The following is an 18,148-nucleotide window of genomic DNA, read 5'->3' as shown; positions in this document are numbered from 1 at the left end:
ACCCGCGGCAGCAAAGATCACCATGGATCCCGCCTTTGCGGTTGGGCCCGTCCGCCGCCGCACTTTTGGTGCGTTTGTGGAGCACCTGGGACGCTGTGTGTACACGGGCATATTTGAGCCGGACCATCCGCAGGCCGACGAGGACGGCTTCCGCGGCGACGTGCTGGAGCTGACCCGCGAACTCGGAGTGTCCACTATCCGCTACCCTGGCGGCAACTTCGTCTCCGGCTACCGCTGGGAGGACGGCGTGGGCCCCGCGGACAAGCGGCCGGTCCGTCTCGACCTCGCCTGGCACTCCACCGATCCCAACCTGGTGGGCGTTGACGAGTTCGCCAAGTGGTCAGCAAAAGCCGGCGTCGAGACCATGATGGCCGTGAACCTGGGCACCCGTGGCACGCAGGAAGCGCTGGACCTGCTGGAGTACTGCAACATCGATAGCGGCACTGCCTTATCGGACCAGCGCCGGGCCAATGGCGCGGAAAACGGCTACGGCATCAAAATGTGGTGCCTGGGCAACGAGATGGACGGTCCCTGGCAGATCGGGCACAAGAATGCCCGGGAGTACGGCCGGCTCGCCGCCGATACCGCCCGCGGCATGCGGATGGTTGAACCCGACCTTGAACTGGTGGCCTGCGGCAGTTCCGGCCCCACCATGAGCACCTTCGGCGAATGGGAGCGCGTCGTCCTCTCGGAGACCTACGAGTTGGTGGACCTCATCTCGGCGCACCAATACTTCGAGGACTTCGGTGACCTGCAGGAACACCTTTCCGCCGGCCATCGGATGGAAGCCTTCATCCACGACATCGTGAGCCACATCGACCACGTGAAATCCGTGAAGAAGTCCACCAGGCAGGTGAACATCTCCTTCGACGAGTGGAACGTGTGGCACATGAGCCGGGACGAGTCCCGGGCGCCTATCGGCAAGGACTGGCCCGTTGCCCCCGTCCTGCTCGAGGACACCTACACGGTGGCGGATGCCGTCGTCGTCGGTGATCTCCTGGTCACGCTGCTCAAGAACACGGACCGGGTCCACTCCGCCAGCCTGGCGCAGCTGGTCAATGTCATCGCCCCCATCATGACCGAGCCCGGCGGCCGTGCGTGGAAGCAGACCACCTTCCACCCGTTCGCGCTCACCTCACGGCACGCTTCCGGAACGGTGCTGCAGCTTGCCGTCGAATCCCCGCTGGTCAGCGGCGGCAAGACGCTCGACTTTGCGGCGGTGTCCGCCGTCGCCACCTACGACGCCGAGAAGGGCGGGGCTGTGGTGTTCGCCGTGAACCGCTCGGCCACGGAGGCGCTCGCTCTGGACGCGGTGGTGTCCGGTCTCGGTAACGTCCGCGTTGTTGAGGCCGTCACGTACGCCAACAAGGACCCCTACTGGCAGGCAACGGCAGATGATTCGACGTCGGTCCTGCCGTCGGAGAACGTTTCCGTGAAGGCCGACGGCGGCCGGCTCACCGCCGAGCTGCCGGCAGTGTCATGGTCCATGATCCGGCTGGCCGTGGCCCATTAGCCTCACAGGTGAGACTTTCAGCGGGGCGCGGGAAGCAGATCCCCGTACGCCGCTGACTGTCGTGGGGAACCTCTGGGAGGATGGACGGCATGGAACTGCACATCACGGGGGATCCCGACGCGGACAAGTTGTTGAGCGAGGACGCTTTCGCATTGCTGACGGGCATGCTGCTGGACCAGCAGGTGACCATGGAATCGGCGTTTGCCGGGCCCGAGAAAATCAAAACCAGGATCGGGTCCATGAAGCCCGAGGCCATCGCCTCGCAGGAACCGCAGGCCTTTGTCGAGATGTTCAAGGAGCGGCCGGCCGTGCACCGCTTTCCGGGTTCGATGGCGGCACGAGTGCAGGCGCTCGCCGAAACCGTGCAGAGCGAGTGGGACGGCGATGCCGCAGCCATCTGGACCAAAGGCGGGCCCGACGGCAGCGAGGTGCTGCGCCGGTTGAAGGCGTTGCCGGGCTTCGGTGAGCAGAAGGCCAAGATCTTCCTTGCCCTGCTGGGCAAGCAGTGCGGCCTCCAGGCGCCAGGCTGGCGCGAAGCGGCCGGGCATTACGGCGAGGAAGGGGCTTACCTTTCAGTCGCCGACATCGTTGATCCGGAGTCCCTGGTGAAAGTACGGGCCAGCAAGCAGGCCGCCAAGGCAGCAGCGAAGGCAGCAAAAGCGACGGGCTGACCGGACTCGTCCCGGCCCGCCAGCTCATGGCGGTTCCCGCACGGAACGCATCCTCTGCAACGATGTATGCCAGGAACAGGCGGAACCACAAAAAGGAGCCACGATGGCGGTCACCATGAATGACGTAGCGAGGGCGGCGGGCGTATCGCTCAAGACGGTGTCGAACGTCCTGAACGACTACGAGTTCATCCGGCCCGCCACCAAGCAGCGGGTCCAGGACGCCATCGCCGAACTCGGGTACGAAGCAAACCTCACCGCCCGCAGCCTCCGCTCCGGCAAGACCCGGATGCTGGGCCTGGTCCTGTCAGACCTTTCCGCGCCTTACTACGCGGAGCTTGCCTCCAGGCTGATGAAAGCAGCCGCACAGCGGGGCTACCGGGTGCTGGTGGAACAGTCAGACGCCGTGGCGGACGTGGAGCTGAACGCCCTGCAGGGGCCGTTTCGCCAGCTGACCGACGGCCTGTTGTTCACGCCGCTGATGATCGACGCCGAGGCCATCGCAGCCCGCGTGGGCAAGAAGCCGCTGGTCATGCTGGGCGAACACATCCTGGATCCCCGGTTCGACCTCGTCACCATGAAGAACGGGGAAGCCGCCGCTGCCCTGACCGCCCACCTGCTGGCGGCGGGCCGCCGTCGGGTTGCCGTGGTCGGCGCGCACCCGGAGGAGTCCACAGGCAGTTCCGGGCTTCGCCTCAACGGCTACCGGAATGCGCTGGAGCAGGCCGGGATTCCCTTCGATCCGGCGCTGATCGCGCCGTGCGAGTGGCGCCGGGACAATGGCGCGGCCGCTGTTGCCGGGCTCCTGGAAAAGGGCGTGGAGTTCGACGCCGTCTTCGGCCTGAACGACGTCCTGGCGCTGGGAGCCATGCATGAACTGCTGATCCGCGGTGTCCGGGTGCCGGATGAGGTGGCCGTAGCCGGCTTCGACGATATCGATGAGGCGCGGTTTGCGTCGCCGTCCCTCACCACCGTCTCGCCGGGCATGGAGGAGATCGCGGAACGCTCCGTCGCCCTGCTGCTCGACCGGATCGAGGGGCAGGAAACGGACAGCCAGGGCGTTCATGTCGAGGCCGGGTTCCGGCTGAAGATCCGCGAATCCGCACCCTAGGTTTCAGCCGCCCAGCCACAGGGTACCTTTCCCGCAGATCTCTACGAGGGAAAGGTGCCCACATGATTGCACTTCTTGTCATTGACATGCAGAACGCGTACTTCGAGGCGCCGGAACTGGCCGAGCAGCAGGAACGGCTGGTCGAGTCCTGCAACAGGCTGCTCGAAGCTTTCAAGGCAAACGGGCATAAGGCGTTAATGGTTGGTACCGAGCACGAGCGGGACAAATCCACGTGGACGCTGAACATGCTTGACGACGACCAGGGCTTCATTTTCCGCGGCAGCGAGCAGGCGCAGGCCGTGCCCGGCCTCGCCATCGACGGCCTGCCACAGCTGAACAAGACGCGTGACAGCGCCTTTGTTGGCACCAATTTGCTGGCCCGGCTGCGTAACTGGGGTGCTGACGAAGTGGTGCTTGCCGGGGTTTCCACCCACAACTGCATCGCCCAGACCGGCGCCGACGCTTTCGCCCACAACATCCGGGTCACCTACGCGAAGGATGCCATGGCATCGGAGGACAACCAGGACGCTGCGGACATGCTGCGCATCCTCTCCACCAGTTACCGCCAGCCCGTACAGTCCAGCGACGAGATCCTGGCCGGCCTCCGCCGCTGAGTCTCCCCACCTTCAAGGGCGGCCGACGGCGTGTCCCCGGCGAAACGCCGTCGTCCTCGCCTTCCCCGGATTGAAACCTGGGGAGTTTCAGCGCGGCCGGCCGGAGGTCCCCGGAACTGGGATCGGGACGCGGAGAGCCGCGCATAACAAAACTGAAATGTGGCCGAAACGTTGGCCACCTACTGTGGGTCCCACGCCGTCCGCTGGCCGCCGAAGGGACCCACATGCATCTGATGCCACGTGAGCAGGAAAAGCTGCTGATCGTAGTGGCCGCCGACCTCGCCCGGCGCCGCCAGGCCCGAGGACTTCAGCTCAACTACCCCGAAGCCGTGGCCATTATCAGCTACGAACTGATCGAGGGCGCCCGGGACGGCCGCACAGTGGCCGACCTGATGAGCTACGGCACTACCCTTTTGAGCCGGGACGAGGTGATGGAAGGCGTGCCTGAGATGATCCGCGACGTGCAGATCGAGGCCACCTTCCCGGATGGCACCAAGCTCGTCACCGTCCACGATCCCATCCGCTGAAGGGGCAGGCCATGATTCCCGGAGAGTACATCCTGCGAGCCGAGCCGGTGACGGCGAACGCGGGGCGGGAGGCGATTGACGTCGTCGTTATTAATACCGGCGACCGGCCCGTGCAGGTGGGCTCGCATTTCCACTTTGCCGAGGCGAACGCGGCCCTGACCTTCGACCGGGAGGCAGCCTACGGCCGGCGCCTGGACATTCCCGCCGGAACCGCCGCACGGTTCGAGCCCGGGGATTCCCGGAACGTGCGGCTCATCGGACTCGCCGGCACCCGTGAGGTGTACGGACTGAGCAATGCGGTCAACGGGCCGCTGGACTACGCGACACATCTTGAGGACCCAGCCCGGCCGGGTGCCGCAGCAGAAAAGGACGAGCAGTGAGCTTCGAGATGCCCCGCAGGCAGTACGCCGATCTCTACGGCCCGACCACCGGTGACGCCATCCGGCTGGCGGACACCGACCTGTTCCTTGAGATCGAAAAGGACCTCACCGTGTACGGCGAGGAAGTGGTGTTTGGCGGCGGCAAAGTGATCCGCGACGGGATGGGCCAGAACGGCCAGATGACCCGGGAGGAGGACGTTCCGGACACCGTCATCACCAACGCGGTGATCCTGGACTACACCGGGATTTTCAAGGCCGACGTCGCGATCAAGGACGGCCACATCTTCAAGATCGGCAAAGCCGGCAACCCGCAAATCAGCGACGCCGTGGACATTGTGATCGGCGCGAGCACTGAAATCATTGCCGGCGAACGCAGGATCCTCACTGCGGGGGGAGTGGACACCCACATACACTTCATCTCCCCGGACCAGATTCCCACCGCGCTGACCAGCGGCATCACCACCATGATCGGCGGCGGCACCGGCCCGGCCGAAGGCACCAAGGCCACCACGGTAACTCCTGGGAAGTGGCACATCCAGCGGATGCTGCAGGCGGCCGAGGGCTTTCCCATGAACATCGGCCTGTTCGGCAAGGGCCACGCGTCCGCCGTCGAACCTTTGGCCGAGCAGATCCGCGCCGGCGCCATCGGGCTCAAGGTTCATGAGGACTGGGGCTCCACCACCGCCTCGATCGACACCTCCCTGACAGTGGCGGATGAGTACGACGTCCAGGTGGCCATCCACACCGACACCCTCAACGAGTGCGGCTTTGTGGAAGACACCATCCGCGCCATCGACGGCCGCGTCATCCACACCTTCCACACCGAGGGCGCGGGCGGCGGGCACGCCCCGGACATCATCAAGATCGCCGGGATGCCCAACGTCCTGCCGGCGTCCACCAACCCCACGCTGCCGTACACCCGCAACACCATCGAAGAGCACCTGGACATGCTGATGGTGTGCCACCACCTCAACCCGGACATCCCGGAGGACGTGGCGTTCGCGGATTCCCGGATCCGGGCCGAGACCATCGCTGCCGAGGACGTCCTGCAGGACCTCGGCATCTTCTCCATCACCTCCTCCGACTCGCAGGCAATGGGCCGGGTGGGCGAGGTGATCACCCGCACGTGGCAGGTGGCGGACAAGATGAAGAAGCAGCGTGGGGTGCTTTTGGATGATGACGGCGGTGTCCACGGCGCTGAGCCGGGCTTGGGTGCGGGCAGCGACAACTTCCGCCTCAAGCGCTACGTGGCCAAGTACACGATCAACCCGGCTATCGCGCAGGGCATCGCGGACTCCGTCGGCTCTGTCGAGGTGGGCAAGTTCGCCGACCTGGTGCTGTGGGACCCGGCCTTCTTCGGCGTCAAACCGGAGCTGGTGCTCAAAGGCGGGCAGATCGCCTACGCATTGATGGGTGACGCCAACGCCTCCATCCCCACACCGCAGCCGCGCACCATGCGGCCCATGTTCGCGGCGTTCGGCAAAGCCGTGCAGCAGTGCTCCATCACGTTCTTGTCCCAGGCAGCGATCGACGCCGGCGTCCCGCACGAGCTGGGGCTGGAGAAGGTCATCCGGCCCGTCTCGGGAATCCGCACGCTGACCAAGGCCGACTTGAAGTACAACGACGCCACCCCGGACATCCAGGTGGACCCGGAAACGTACCAGGTAACGGTCGACGGCGAAGACATTACGTGCGAGCCGTCCGACGTGCTCCCCATGGCCCAGCGCTACTTCCTCTTTTAGGAGCCTCTCCGTGATCATTGAAAAAGTCCTCGGCAACCTGCATGAACTGCCAGAGACCGACCTCGCCGCCTACGCCGGCCTGCACCGGGAGAAGGTGGTGCTTCCCAGCGCCCAGCTGGTCAAGCGCATCCAGCGCGCGACGACGGACCACGGCAAGGAGATCGGAATCCGACTTCCCCCGGGCTCAGGCGACCTGCGCGACGGCGACATCCTGCACGTCGCCGATTCCAACATGATCGTGGTGTCCGTGCTGCCCACCGACGTTCTGGTGATTGCTCCGCGGTCGGTTTACGAGATGGGCGTCGTGGCGCACTCGCTCGGCAACCGGCACCTCCAGGCACAGTTCTTCGACTCGTCGTCGGAATATGAAGCCGAGGTCATGGTGTGCGCTTACGACCACACCGTCGAGGACTACCTTCGCCACGTGGGTGCGCCCTACACCCGCCAGGAACGCGTTATGCCTGTACCTTTCCGCCATGCTGAGCACTCGCACTAAGTCATCGCCTTCGGCTCCTTCGGCTTGGGGCGCCGTCCGTGGGGCTTCGGCGGGAGATAGGGGCCGTGCCCGTCCCCAGGCGCTCCCAACCCTCGCAAGCTCGGCTCGAGGCCCTCGCGCCAGTGGGCCCCCCGCGCGGCCCACCACGCCGCGGCCCCTATCTCCCGCCTCCGCCGATCGGACAGGTCGCCTTTCGTTGAGGTGCCTGCCATGAGTTATCAGTTGGCGCTGCAGCAGTTGTGTGATTCCGCCTTGCCTACTGGGGCTTTTGCTCACTCTCTTGGGTTTGAAACCTATGTCGATGCTGGGGTCATTTCTGATGAGGGGTCTTTTGGGGTTTGGCTCGGTGCTTTTGTTTCGCAGTCGCTTTCTTACTCTGATGGGCTGGCCATTCGGTCTCTTTATGAGGGGGTTGATGTGGGGGAAGTGGATTCGCTTTTGTCTGCTTCTCTTTTGCCTCGGCAGGTTCGTGAAGCCAGTGTGAAGATGGGCCTTCGGCTGCTTGAGATCGGTGGGGAGGTCTTTCCCTCGGCTGAGCTGGGACTGTACCGGGACCTGGTGAGCCAGGGCCGCGCCGCCGGGCATCAGCCGCTGGCGTTCGCCGTCGTCGCACGTTCGCTGGGTGTGCCGCTTCAGGAGGCGCTCGCCGCCTACCTTTTCGCCACCGTGACGTCGCTGACGCAGAACGCCGTCCGCGCCATCCCGCTCGGCCAAAACGCCGGCCAGCGGCTGCTTCGGCAAGCGGCCGACGACGTTGCTGCCGCCGTCGAACGCATTCCGCACCTGACGCCGGACGACTTCGGTGCTGTCAGCCCCGGACTGGAAATTTCGCAAATGCGGCACGAACGCCAACGTGCCCGGATGTTCATGAGCTAACAGGAGGACAGCATGACGGAACCCATCAAAATCGGCATCGGCGGACCAGTCGGAGCCGGCAAAACCCCAGCTCGTGGAACGGCTCACCCGCCACATGAGCGGCGAGATTTCCATGGCCGCCATCACCAACGACATCTACACCATCGAGGACGCTAGAATCCTGGCCGCCAACGGCATCCTCCCCGTGGACCGGATCATCGGCGTCGAAACCGGCGGCTGCCCGCACACCGCAATCCGCGAAGACACCTCCATGAACACCGCCGCCATCGAGGAACTCAAAGCCCGCCATCCCGACCTGCAGGTGATCTTCGTAGAATCCGGCGGCGACAACCTCTCCGCCACCTTTAGCCCCGAACTTGTCGACTTTTCCATCTACATCATCGATGTGGCCCAAGGTGAGAAAATCCCCCGCAAAGCCGGTCAGGGCATGATCAAGTCCGACCTCTTCATCATCAACAAAACCGACCTCGCCCCGCACGTGGGCGCGGACTTATCAGTTATGGAACGGGATTCGCGGGAATTCAGGGGCAACAAACCCTTTTGCTTTACCAACCTCAAAACCGACGAAGGACTCGACAAAGTCATCGATTGGATACGCCACGACGTCCTGATGCTTGGTCTGGCGCAGTGATTCCAGACAGTTCCGCGGTCATCTCACCTCGGGCGGCGCCCGCGGATGAAGGGGGCCGTGCCCGCTCCGCGGTGCCCGCCACGCCGCGGCCCCCTTCATCCGCGACCGCTTTCCGCCCCGTCAGAGGTCGGCTCGAGCTTGGCGTGAGTGTCCGAGGTGGGAGGTCCGTGGCATCACGGCAATTCCATGAGGGGGCGCTTCGTGTTTTGCGGCCGCACTATCTTGATGAGTCCGGGCAGGTTTGTTATGTCGTGGTGAACCCGGGTGGCGCGTATTTGGGGGCGGACCTCTTTTTGCTGGATGTCGAGGTCGGGGATGACGCTGATCTGTTGTTGACGACGCAGTCGGCTACCAAGGTTTATCGGACTCCTGGGGCTTTTGCTGAGCAGCGGATGGTTGTTCGGTTGGGGGAGCGGTCGCGGTTGGAGCTTGTGCCGGACCAGCTCATTGCCTATCGGGAGGCCAGCTACCGGCAACGGACGCTGGTTACTGTGCGGCCCTCGTCGTCGCTGGTGATGGCGGAGGTGGTAACCCCCGGTTGGTCGCCGGACGGGGGCGCCTTCCGATATGAGGAAGTGCGGCTGCGGAGCGAGGTCCATGTTGAGACGGATGCGGGCAGCCAACTGCTGGCGCTGGATAACCTGCTGATCCGGCCGCCGTCGGGGGATGTCACCGGGCTGGGGTTCATGGAGGGCTACAGCCACCTCGGTTCCCTCATCGTGGTGGACGCACGGGTGGACCAGGCGCTCGCCGATGAGCTGCACGGCGCCACATCGGCGCTCGATGCCCTGACCGGGATCTCGCTGACCCGCACCATAGCGGGAACCAGGGGGTTGGTCCTCCGCTCGCTGTCCAACAGCACGGGGGAACTGAATATCCTGCTCGGCGCCTGCACCGCCCGCCTCCGGAGGCTGTGGCACGGGCAGGAACCACTGAACCTGAGGAAGCACTGATGACCGCCATAACGAACATTGCCACCCTCTACCGTTCGCGGGAAGCATTGCCGTTGCGGACCCGCCTGCTGTGCATGTTCGGTGCGGTGGCCGCGCTGCACGCTGCCGCCGTCGTACTTCTGCTCTCCGGTAATGCGGGCAGCGCGGGCAACAGGGGCACCCAGGTACTCACCTGGGGCCTGATCCTCACGGCCTATCTCGCCGGCGTGAAGCACAGCTACGACTGGGACCACCTTGCGGCCATCGACAACTCAACGCGCAAGTTCGTAGCACAGCGCCAGGACCCGGTGAGCGTCGGCTTCGCCTTTAGCCTGGGACACAGCTCTGTTGTGACACTGGCAGGAGCGCTGGTCATCGCAGGCGCGGCCGTCGTCGGAGAGTTTATGCAGGACGGGTCCGCCGGAAACCTGGTGCTCGGGCTGATCGGCAGCGGCGTTTCCGGCCTGTTCCTGCTGGCGATGGGCCTGTTCAACGGTTCGGCGTTCGCCCGCTCGGCGCAGGCCTACCGCCGGGCACGGGCCGGAGCGGCGGTTGATCCCCTGGATCTTGAGCCGAAAGGCCTGGTGGCACGGCTGCTCGCCCGTCCGTTGTCGCGGGTGCGCCGGCCGCGGAACATTTACGTGATCGGCTTCCTGTTCGGCCTGGGCTTCGACACCGCCACCACTATCGGGCTGCTGATGATGACGACGGCCGCGTCCCTGGCCGGAGTGCCAACGTTCGCCTTGCTTGCCTTGCCGCTGGCGTTCGCTGCCGCCATGACCCTGTGCGACTCGCTGAACGGGCTGGCTATGATGCGGATGTACCGCTCCGCGCTTGATGACCCGCAGCGGAAACTGGGGTTCAACGCCTTGGTCACAGGCATTTCGGCAGTTTCCGCACTGTTCATAGCGGTGATCACCCTGGGCGGGTTCCTCAACGCCGCCTTCGCGCTGGAGGACCCCCTTACCATGTGGCTGGGGGTCGATTGACCTGGGCGACGCCGGGCTGTTGCTGGTCGGGCTGCTGCTGGCTGTGTGGGGTGCGGCTGCGTTGAAGGGGCGGCTTCAGGGCGCCTCAAGGCACCTGCGCTAGGCAGGTGCAAGCATCCGGTCAGGCGGCCATCGGGCCACTGCTTTTCCGGCGGCCACGGTCCTTCTCGCCCGACGCACCCTTCGTGGCGGCAGGAACCTTCGCCTGCTCGAAACCACGTGCTGTGGAGCCCAACGGCACGTGCCCGCCGTCGGGAACTGCGCTGTCCGCGTGCAAGTGGACGCCGTGCTCGATCAGGACGCTGGAGCCGATCCGGGAGTGGCTGCCGATGTGCACCCGGTTTCCGATTACCGTTCCCCGGCCGATCCGCACGCCGTCGCCGATCACGGCCCGGTCGCCGATGGTGGCATCGCGGTCAATCCAGCTGCCGTGGCCAATCCGGCACCCGGCGCCGATCCGGGCGCCGTACTCCACATAGGTCATCGGGCCGATGCGTGCGCTTTCGGCCGCGGACGCGCCGGGAGCGATCAGGCCGCCGCCGTTGGCATGGCGGACATAGCGGGTGACCTTCCCGGCGTCGTCTTCAACTGAGACATACTTCGCGTTCATGCAATCCCTCGCTCGACTGCGCGGCACTGTCCGCACATTCAGTTAACGGTCCGGAACTCAAATGGATTCCCGGGCACGCCGCGGGGTGGGCTAAAGGGCCGCAAACCTGCGCGCAAAGGGACCGTTGAGCCAGCGACGAAGGGCGGCGTTAAGCTACGAGATTGGCTGCGGCGGTGTCCATGTGCGCGCGGATGGTAGTGCGGGCGAGGGAGGCATCGCCGGTTTCGATGGCCGCCACGATCTCACGGTGCCGGTCGACGCTCATGTTCTTGACGCCTTTGTCCAGGCCGCCAAACATGATGGACATCCGGATGGAACCTTCCAGCGACTGCCAGGAGTGCAGCAGCGTTTCATTGCCGGTCAGCCGGCACAGGGTCCGGTGGAATTCCATGTCCGATTCGATCCGCTCCTCCAATGACGCATCCTGGGCCGCCTCCATCAGGTCGATGGTCTTGTGGAGGGACTCGATGGCATGGGCGCGGTCCGGGAGTTCGCAGAGGGTGCGCGCGGCCAGGGATTCCAGGGCGGCCCGGACGGCGAAGATGTCGCGGATTTCCTTTTCGTCCAGGTGCCGGACGGAGAGCCTGCCGCGGGGCCCTGCCGAGAGCAGGCCTTCCTGTTCAAGCTGGCGCAGCGCTTCACGCAGGGTTCCCCGGCTGATCTGCAGCATCTCGGACAGTTCGGTTTCCACGAGATGCCGGCCAGGCGCCAGTTCACCGCTGGTGATGGCGGTCCTCAGTGCCGAGAGCGCCTGCTCGCGCAGGCTTTTCTTTTGCAGTCCCAGCAGGGGAGCTGTGAGTCCGGCCATGGGGTCTGTCCTCGATGTCATAAGTCGACTGTTTACACTCGGTGGTAGTTCCGATAGTACGGCAGAAAGCACGGCACCGGGCGGGACCAGTGCCGTGCTTCTGTATCTGCCGACACCGCCTAGCCGAGTTCGGCGAGCACCTTCGCCACGATGCGGTCTACGGCCAGGCCGTAGCGGTGGTGGAGGGTGGGCAGCGCGCCGGCGTCGAGGAACTGATCGGGGAGCGCAATGGGAACCACGCGCTTCCCTACTCCAGCGGTGACGACGGCGGAGGCGACGGTTTCGAACAGGCCGCCCACCACGCTGTGGTTCTCCAGCGTTACGGCGAGCCGGTCGGTGTTGATCTCGGAAAGGACGGTGGCGGCGTCGAAGGGCTTGATGGTGGGCGTGTGGACGACGGCGACATCCACGTTGTGTGCGGCCAGCGCCTTGGCTGCCTGGAGGGCGCGCATGGTCATCAGGCCCGAGGAGATGAACACGACGTCGTTCCCGCCGCGCAGGATCTTGGCCTTGCCTAGCTCGAACGTGTAGTCGTACTCGTCCAGGACGGTGGGGACGTTGCCGCGGAGCAAGCGCAGGTAGGTGGGCCCGTCGCTGGCGGCGAGCTGTGGGACAGCTTGCTCGATGTCGATCGAGTCGCAGGGGTCCACGATGGTCAGGTTCGGCATGCCGCGGAAAATCGCCATGTCCTCGGTGGCCTGGTGGCTGGGGCCGTACCCGGTGGTCAGGCCGGGAAGGCCGCCTACGATGTTGACGTTCAGGTTGGGCTCGGCCGCATCCAGGCACAGGAAGTCGTAGGCGCGGCGGGCGGCGAACACTGAGTAGGTGGAAGCGAACGGTACGAGCCCGGTTTCGGCCAGGCCGGCGGCGGCGCCGAAGAGGAGCTGTTCGGCCATGCCCATCTGGAAGAACCGCTCCGGGAAGGCCTTGGCGAAGATGTGCATGTCTGTGTACTTGCCCAGGTCCGCCGTCAGGCCGACGATTTTGTCGTTCTCTTGGGCGGCCTTGACCAGGGCGTGCCCGAATGGGGCGGGCGCGGTCTTCTGGTCCGGGTCGGCGAAGGAGGCGATCATCGCCGAGGTCTTGAGCTTCGGCTTGGCGGCTGTTGTGGTGTCTGGGGCCTCGGTGGTGGTGCTCATGCTGAAGCCTTTCCTTCGTAGCCTGCGGTCAGTTGCTCGCGGCAGGTCTGCCATTCGTTCTCTTCGATGCGCATGAAATGCGCCTTTTCGCGGTTTTCCAACAGCGGTACGCCGCGGCCCACCTTCGTATCGCACAGGATCACCGAAGGGCGTCCGACGGCGGCGGCCTGGGCAGCTGCGTTGTCGAACGCGGCCAACAGAGCGCCGACGTCGTTCCCGTCCACCCGCTGGGTGTACCAGCCGAAGGATTCCCACTTCTCAGTGACCGGTTCGGTGCGCAGCACCGTGTCCGTCTTGCCGTCCGCCTGCAGGGCGTTGATGTCCACCATCGCGGTCAGGTTGCCCAGCTGGTGGTGGTGTGCGCCCATGGCGGCTTCCCAAGTGGAGCCCTCGTCCAGCTCGCCGTCCGAGAGGAAGTTGTACACGCGGGCGCCGGAGCCCTGGTAGCGCAGGCCCAGGGCGATCCCGACGGCGATGGTCAGGCCGTGGCCCAGGGAGCCGCCGGAGATTTCCATGCCTGGCGTGTAGGTGGACATCCCGGACATGGGCAGCCGCGAATCGTCAGAGCCGTACGTTTCCAGTTCCTCCACCGGAACGATCCCGGCCTCGGCGAGGGCTGCGTAGTGGCCGATTGCGTAGTGACCCGTGGAGAGCAGGAACCGGTCGCGGGCCTCCCAGTGCGGGTCCTCCGCATGGAACCGCAACTGGTCGCCGTATACCGTGGCCAGCATGTCCGCTGCGCCCAGGGCTTGGCCCACGTAACCCTGGCCCTGCACCTCGCCCATGTTCAGGGCGTGGTGCCGGATCCGGTAGGCGGCGGCGCTGATCTTCGCGATGCGGTCCTGCGTCACCTGGCCCTCTACGGCGCGGTCCTGGACGGTATCTGTTGGCATTGCTGGCTCCGTGTTCTTTTCGTGCGTGACAGTCATTAGACGCTCACCGTGTTGGGGGTGCTTTTGGTGGCTTCCTCGGCAAGCTGGCGTTCGCGCTTGCCCCAGGTTTCCCGGGTGGCCAGGGCTGCCCAGAGGCCGATCGCGGCGTAGAAGCTGAAAAGCAGGGCCGGGCCCATCCAGCCAAGGGCAACAAACAGCAGCGTGGTGATGAAGGGGGTGAAGCCGGAGACCATCGCGGAGATTTGGTAGGCCAGCGAGGCGCCGGAGGAGCGGGTCTTGGCCTGGAAAAGCTCCGGGAACCAGGGGCCCTGGGCGCCGGCCAACGAGTTCTGGCAGACGGCGTAGGAGATGGCCACGGTGATGATGATCGCGATAAACATGCCGGTGTTGACGAGCAGGAACATCGGGATGCCGAAGAGCAGGGCGAATGCTGTGGACCAGACGTACAGCGGCCGGCGCCCTATCCGGTCAGTCAGCCGGGCCCAGGCGGCCGTAGCGAAAATACCGATTGCTGACGCGATGCAGAGAGCCACGAGGGTTTCGGTCTTGTTCGCGAGCTGCTCGGTGTGGAGGTAGGAAATCATGTAGGTGATGGACACGGCGTAACCGGCAGTCTCGGCAATGCGCAGGCCGATGCCCTTGACGATATTGCGCCAGTCGGTCTTGATGACCTCGACGATAGGGGACTTCACGATGGCGCCGCTTTCCTTGACCTCGTCAAAGACCGGGGACTCGGGGACCTTGGCGCGGATGATCAGACCGACAGCCACCAGCACGATGCTGGCAAGGAAAGGAACGCGCCAGGCAAGCTCGCCACCTAGGTTCACGCTCACCAGGAAGACGAGGTTTGCCAGGAGGAGCCCAACAGGGAAGCCGGCCTGGACGATGCCGGTGTACTTGCCTTTGGATTTCCAGGGTGCGTGCTCGTAGCTCATGAGAATGGCGCCGCCCCATTCAGCGCCGAACGCCAGACCCTGGACGATGCGGACAAACACCAGCAGTGCGGGGGCCAGCAGACCCACCTGCTCGTAGGTCGGCAACAGACCGATGAGGAAGGTGGCCACACCCATGAGGATCAGCGAGGCCACCAGTACGGGTTTGCGGCCTACCTTGTCCCCGAGGTGTCCACCGATGACTCCGCCAATGGGTCGGGCAGCAAACCCGACGCCAAGAGTAGCGAAGGCGGCAAGGGTGCCGGTGACGGGGTCGCCAGTGGGGAAGAAGGCAGTTCCGAAGTACAGAGCAGCGGCGGTGCCGAAACCGATGAAGTCGTAGGTCTCGATGACGGCGCCGACACCCGAGCCGACTGCAACACGCTTTGCGTCCTTGGTGCCATGCACGTGGCCGCGCATTTTGAGAGCTTCATTGCTCATGGTGGTTCCCTTCCGAATAGCGACTAAGGAAAACCTGCCGCTGTCGACTGTTAACGATGGTACCTCCATAGTGTGACCCGCATCATGCGCAACTGTCAACAGTCAACTATGAAGGTTGACTGTTGACACCGTTGTTCCGTAGTGTGGTCCCCATCACTGCTGCACCTGGGACCGAAGTCCAACGTCGTGCCAACCACCAAGGAGCAATCATGACCACCATCCAGCGCACCGCCGTTCTCACCGGGGCAACCTCGGACCGCGGGATCGGCATCACCACCGCCCGCCGTTACGCCAATGAAGGATGGGCAGTTGTCGTCCTGGACCTCAACGGCGAGAAGTCAGCCAAGGTCGCAGCGGACATCGGAAACGAATTCAACGTCCCGGCTTTCGGCCACGAGATCGACGTCGCTAATGAAGCCTCCGTCACCGCCGCCCAGGCTGCAGTCGCCGCCGAGGTCTCTGCCGGCAACCTGCCGCCGGTGGGTGCCCTGGCCAACATCGCCGGAATCACCTCGCCGCTTCCGTTCCTTGAGACCACGCTGGAGCTGTGGCACAAGGTGATGGACGTCAACGCAACGGGCACCTACCTGGTGACCAAGGCATTCCTGCCGGACATGATTGCCAATGGCTGGGGCCGGATCGTCAACATGTCATCTGTCTCGGCCCAGCGCGGCGGCGGCGTCTTCGGCAAGGTCCCGTACTCTGCAGCAAAGGCCGCCATCCTCGGCCTCACCAAGGCTCTGGCCCGGGAGCTCGGAACCACCGGCGTCACCGTCAACGCCATCACTCCGGGGGCTGTCGACACCAACATCCGCGTCGGCAGCACCGATGAGCAGGAAGCCGCAATCAACGCAGGGATCCCGCTTGGCCGGAATGCGACTACGGAAGAAGTGGCGGCTGTCATCACTTTCCTGTCCTCTGAAGACTCGGCGTACCTCACCGGCACCACCATCGACATCAACGGCGGAAGCCACCTCCACTAACAGGCCGCAGCAGCGAAAGTCCACTGGCATGAGAACGGAGCAGGGCGGCGGCATGAAGCCGTATCGCTACCATGAGTGGAGCCGGTTGATTGGAACCCCGGTGGAGGTCCGAAAGGACTTCGAGATTGTGCGGGCCGGCACCGTGGATGATGCCATGGCGGATTCTTCTGCCTTGTGGCTGGCGGCGGACACCCGGGGAGGCAGGGTCCTCTTCGCTGCCGCGGAGGGCTATGAGGTGTGGGTCCGGCCCCAAAGGCTCAGCGGAAAGTTGTGTTTCAAGATGGCGGCTGCCCAACTCTCGGGGTCCGGTCCGGCCGGGGGATCCCGGTAAGCAGGCAAGTGAAGGGGTGGGCTTCCCGGCGCCCGGTTCCTACACTGGGGTGATGATTACAGTCACCGGAAGTGTGGAAACCAGGTTGCCCGCCGAGCAGGCCTTCGCTTACATGCGCGAGTTCGAAAACACGAGCGAGTGGGACCCCAGCACCCCGGTGATGGACAAGCTGACGCCTGGTCCGGTGGCGGTGGGGCACAGGTATCACGCCGAGTCTGAATTTCGGGGCAAACGCCAGACCCTCGAATACGAGGTCATTGAGCTGACGGAGAACCACATCAAGCTCCGGGGCGAAAACAAGACGGTGACAGCGTTCGACTCCATCGACGTCAGTCCTGCCCAAGGGGGCTCGGTGGTCAAATACACCGCCGAGTTCAGCATCAAGGGCCCGGCAAAGATCATCCAGCCGCTGCTCAAGCCGGCCTTTATGTCGTTGCGCGAGCCTGCACTGAACGGGATCAGGGACACTTTGAACGCGCGTGCCCTGACCTAAGGCGCCTCCTCCGGGGAGTTTGGGCTGACCCTCCGGGAGACGTAGTCCGCTGCAGGAGCCGATGGGCAGAGTCTCAGGAAAGCTCGGCCAGGCGCGTGCAGGCGTCCCACAAGCGCCTGCGGGCATCGGGATCAGAGCCCATGCCCGGCGTCGGAATCTCCTGCCGCTTGGTCCACAGCTTCCCTGAGACCTCCGCTGCTTCGGGCGAGGTGGCAAGCCAGACTGCTGTGTCAGAAGCCTTGTCAGCGGGGGCGCCGAAGGTGTTTGTGACCCAGCGGAACGGGCCCCCAACGTCCTGGAGCAGGGCCGTGTTTTTTACGAGGCCCGGGTGCACGGCGTTTGCCACCACCCCTGTGCCGCGCAGGCGTTCGGCGAACTCCTGGGTGAGCAGGACGCGGGCGAGCATGGTGGGCGGCGTCGAGCGAAGGTAGCTGTATTTGCCCTTTGCCGTCTGAAGGTCGTCGAAGTTAAGCGCGGCATTGCCGTATCTTGAGGCGACGTTCACTATCCGTGATGGAGCCAAAGCCAGCGCCCACCCACGCCCGCTTGCGGTTCCGGTGTTTGCGTTCCTGATGGCGGCTGCGCGCCTGAGCGGATCGAGCAGCAGGTTGGTCATCAGGAAGTACGCCATCACGTTCGTGGCGAAAGTCAGTTCGAGCCCGTCCGGAGTGACGTGGCGTTCCTTGCGGAAGACGCCGGCGGCATTTACAAGCACATCCAGCCTGTCGTGGCGGGACAGGAAATCGGACGCTGCCCTCCGGATTGAGGATTGGACCGAGAGGTCACAAGCCAAGGGCTCGAGCCGGGCGTCCGGAACCAGCGTGCTGATGCCTGCCATTGCCGCATCCGCCCGGTCAAGTGATCGTCCAACAACGACGACGGCGGCACCCTCCCGCGCCAGTCCGGCGGCCACCGCTTTACCCAAGCCGCCCGTCGCGCCAGTGACCAGGGCAAGCCGCCCCTCCAGTGATCCCATTCCTGCCTCCTTAGCACCTTGGAGTGTGCCTTGGGGTGGCTCCGCTGCCGGGAGCCTGCCCGG

At 64.8% G+C, this 18,148-nt stretch carries 19 protein-coding genes and 2 pseudogenes; 15 read left to right on the top strand and 6 right to left on the bottom strand.

Annotated features, from left to right (window positions below):
* The first annotated feature begins 22 nt into the window (after positions 1-22).
* The 12 genes and pseudogenes from QFZ70_RS16105 to QFZ70_RS16050 all read left to right on the top strand — a co-directional run bounded on the left by QFZ70_RS16105 (position 23) and on the right by QFZ70_RS16050 (position 10,582).
* A complete protein-coding gene (locus tag QFZ70_RS16105) occupies positions 23-1,513 on the top strand; it encodes an alpha-N-arabinofuranosidase (RefSeq protein ID WP_307097911.1) in 1,491 nt (496 codons plus the stop codon).
* An 80-nt stretch (positions 1,514-1,593) separates the two neighbouring features.
* A complete protein-coding gene (locus tag QFZ70_RS16100) occupies positions 1,594-2,184 on the top strand; it encodes an HhH-GPD-type base excision DNA repair protein (RefSeq protein WP_307097029.1) in 591 nt (196 codons plus the stop codon).
* A gap of 103 nt (positions 2,185-2,287) precedes the next feature.
* A complete protein-coding gene (locus tag QFZ70_RS16095; protein WP_307097027.1) occupies positions 2,288-3,292 on the top strand; it encodes a LacI family DNA-binding transcriptional regulator in 1,005 nt (334 codons plus the stop codon).
* A gap of 62 nt (positions 3,293-3,354) precedes the next feature.
* Positions 3,355-3,906 (top strand): cysteine hydrolase family protein, encoded by a 552-nt coding sequence (locus QFZ70_RS16090; protein ID WP_307097025.1) that lies wholly within the window; start codon positions 3,355-3,357, stop codon positions 3,904-3,906.
* A 224-nt stretch (positions 3,907-4,130) separates the two neighbouring features.
* Positions 4,131-4,433 (top strand): urease subunit gamma, encoded by a 303-nt coding sequence (locus QFZ70_RS16085; RefSeq protein ID WP_307097023.1) that lies wholly within the window; start codon positions 4,131-4,133, stop codon positions 4,431-4,433.
* A gap of 11 nt (positions 4,434-4,444) precedes the next feature.
* On the top strand, positions 4,445-4,813 hold the full coding sequence (locus QFZ70_RS16080) for an urease subunit beta (protein ID WP_307097022.1): 369 nt from the start codon (positions 4,445-4,447) through the stop codon (positions 4,811-4,813).
* Complete coding sequence (gene ureC, locus QFZ70_RS16075) at positions 4,810-6,555, top strand: urease subunit alpha (protein ID WP_307097021.1); 1,746 nt, start codon at positions 4,810-4,812, stop codon at positions 6,553-6,555. Before QFZ70_RS16080 ends, ureC begins: the two co-directional genes overlap by 4 nt.
* A gap of 10 nt (positions 6,556-6,565) precedes the next feature.
* Complete coding sequence (ureE, locus tag QFZ70_RS16070; protein WP_307097019.1) at positions 6,566-7,051, top strand: urease accessory protein UreE; 486 nt, start codon at positions 6,566-6,568, stop codon at positions 7,049-7,051.
* 210 nt (positions 7,052-7,261) lie between these two features.
* Entirely contained in the window at positions 7,262-7,927 is a 666-nt protein-coding gene (locus tag QFZ70_RS16065) for an urease accessory protein UreF (RefSeq protein WP_307097018.1), read from the top strand.
* A gap of 12 nt (positions 7,928-7,939) precedes the next feature.
* Positions 7,940-8,558, top strand: a pseudogene (gene ureG, locus QFZ70_RS16060) (urease accessory protein UreG).
* A gap of 71 nt (positions 8,559-8,629) precedes the next feature.
* The gene (locus tag QFZ70_RS16055) at positions 8,630-9,511 is read left to right on the top strand and encodes an urease accessory protein UreD (protein WP_373461687.1); all 882 of its coding nucleotides are present in this window, start codon (positions 8,630-8,632) and stop codon (positions 9,509-9,511) included.
* Positions 9,511-10,582, top strand: a pseudogene (locus tag QFZ70_RS16050) (HoxN/HupN/NixA family nickel/cobalt transporter). The gene QFZ70_RS16055 and the pseudogene QFZ70_RS16050 overlap by 1 nt, the downstream one beginning before the upstream one ends.
* Before the next feature lie 18 nt (positions 10,583-10,600).
* On the opposite strand, the gene QFZ70_RS16045 reads toward QFZ70_RS16050, so the two are convergent.
* From QFZ70_RS16045 to QFZ70_RS16025, 5 genes are all read right to left on the bottom strand, one after another.
* Positions 10,601-11,089, bottom strand: coding sequence for a DapH/DapD/GlmU-related protein (locus tag QFZ70_RS16045; protein ID WP_307097014.1), 489 nt, complete (start codon positions 11,087-11,089; stop codon positions 10,601-10,603).
* Positions 11,090-11,237: 148 nt separating this feature from the next.
* A complete protein-coding gene (locus QFZ70_RS16040) occupies positions 11,238-11,897 on the bottom strand; it encodes a GntR family transcriptional regulator (protein ID WP_307097910.1) in 660 nt (219 codons plus the stop codon).
* A gap of 119 nt (positions 11,898-12,016) precedes the next feature.
* A complete protein-coding gene (locus QFZ70_RS16035; RefSeq protein ID WP_307097012.1) occupies positions 12,017-13,036 on the bottom strand; it encodes a transketolase family protein in 1,020 nt (339 codons plus the stop codon).
* On the bottom strand, positions 13,033-13,929 hold the full coding sequence (locus tag QFZ70_RS16030) for a transketolase (RefSeq protein ID WP_307097010.1): 897 nt from the start codon (positions 13,927-13,929) through the stop codon (positions 13,033-13,035). The genes QFZ70_RS16035 and QFZ70_RS16030 overlap by 4 nt, the downstream gene beginning before the upstream one ends.
* Positions 13,930-13,964: 35 nt before the next feature.
* Complete coding sequence (locus tag QFZ70_RS16025; RefSeq protein ID WP_307097009.1) at positions 13,965-15,302, bottom strand: MFS transporter; 1,338 nt, start codon at positions 15,300-15,302, stop codon at positions 13,965-13,967.
* Between the two features lie 209 nt (positions 15,303-15,511).
* Here QFZ70_RS16025 and QFZ70_RS16020 point away from each other — a divergent pair, with 209 nt between their 5' ends.
* Genes QFZ70_RS16020 through QFZ70_RS16010 form a run of 3 tightly spaced genes read left to right on the top strand, consistent with a single transcriptional unit; the run spans position 15,512 to position 17,109 of the window.
* Positions 15,512-16,285: an SDR family NAD(P)-dependent oxidoreductase gene (locus QFZ70_RS16020; protein ID WP_307097007.1), complete on the top strand. Its 774-nt coding sequence runs from the start codon at positions 15,512-15,514 to the stop codon at positions 16,283-16,285.
* A gap of 28 nt (positions 16,286-16,313) precedes the next feature.
* Positions 16,314-16,616: a hypothetical protein gene (locus QFZ70_RS16015; RefSeq protein WP_307097006.1), complete on the top strand. Its 303-nt coding sequence runs from the start codon at positions 16,314-16,316 to the stop codon at positions 16,614-16,616.
* A 52-nt stretch (positions 16,617-16,668) separates the two neighbouring features.
* Positions 16,669-17,109, top strand: a complete 441-nt coding sequence (locus QFZ70_RS16010) for an SRPBCC family protein (protein ID WP_307097005.1) — start codon at positions 16,669-16,671, stop codon at positions 17,107-17,109.
* 73 nt (positions 17,110-17,182) lie between these two features.
* Here the strand turns inward: QFZ70_RS16010 and QFZ70_RS16005 are convergent, their stop codons facing one another.
* Entirely contained in the window at positions 17,183-18,085 is a 903-nt protein-coding gene (locus QFZ70_RS16005) for an SDR family NAD(P)-dependent oxidoreductase (RefSeq protein WP_307097004.1), read from the bottom strand.
* Between the last annotated feature and the right edge of the window lie 63 nt (positions 18,086-18,148).

Origin of the sequence: Arthrobacter sp. V1I9 (assembly GCF_030817075.1) — a bacterium.
In the GTDB taxonomy this organism is placed as follows: domain Bacteria; phylum Actinomycetota; class Actinomycetes; order Actinomycetales; family Micrococcaceae; genus Arthrobacter.
This window is presented reverse-complemented; position numbering and strand designations above follow the sequence as displayed.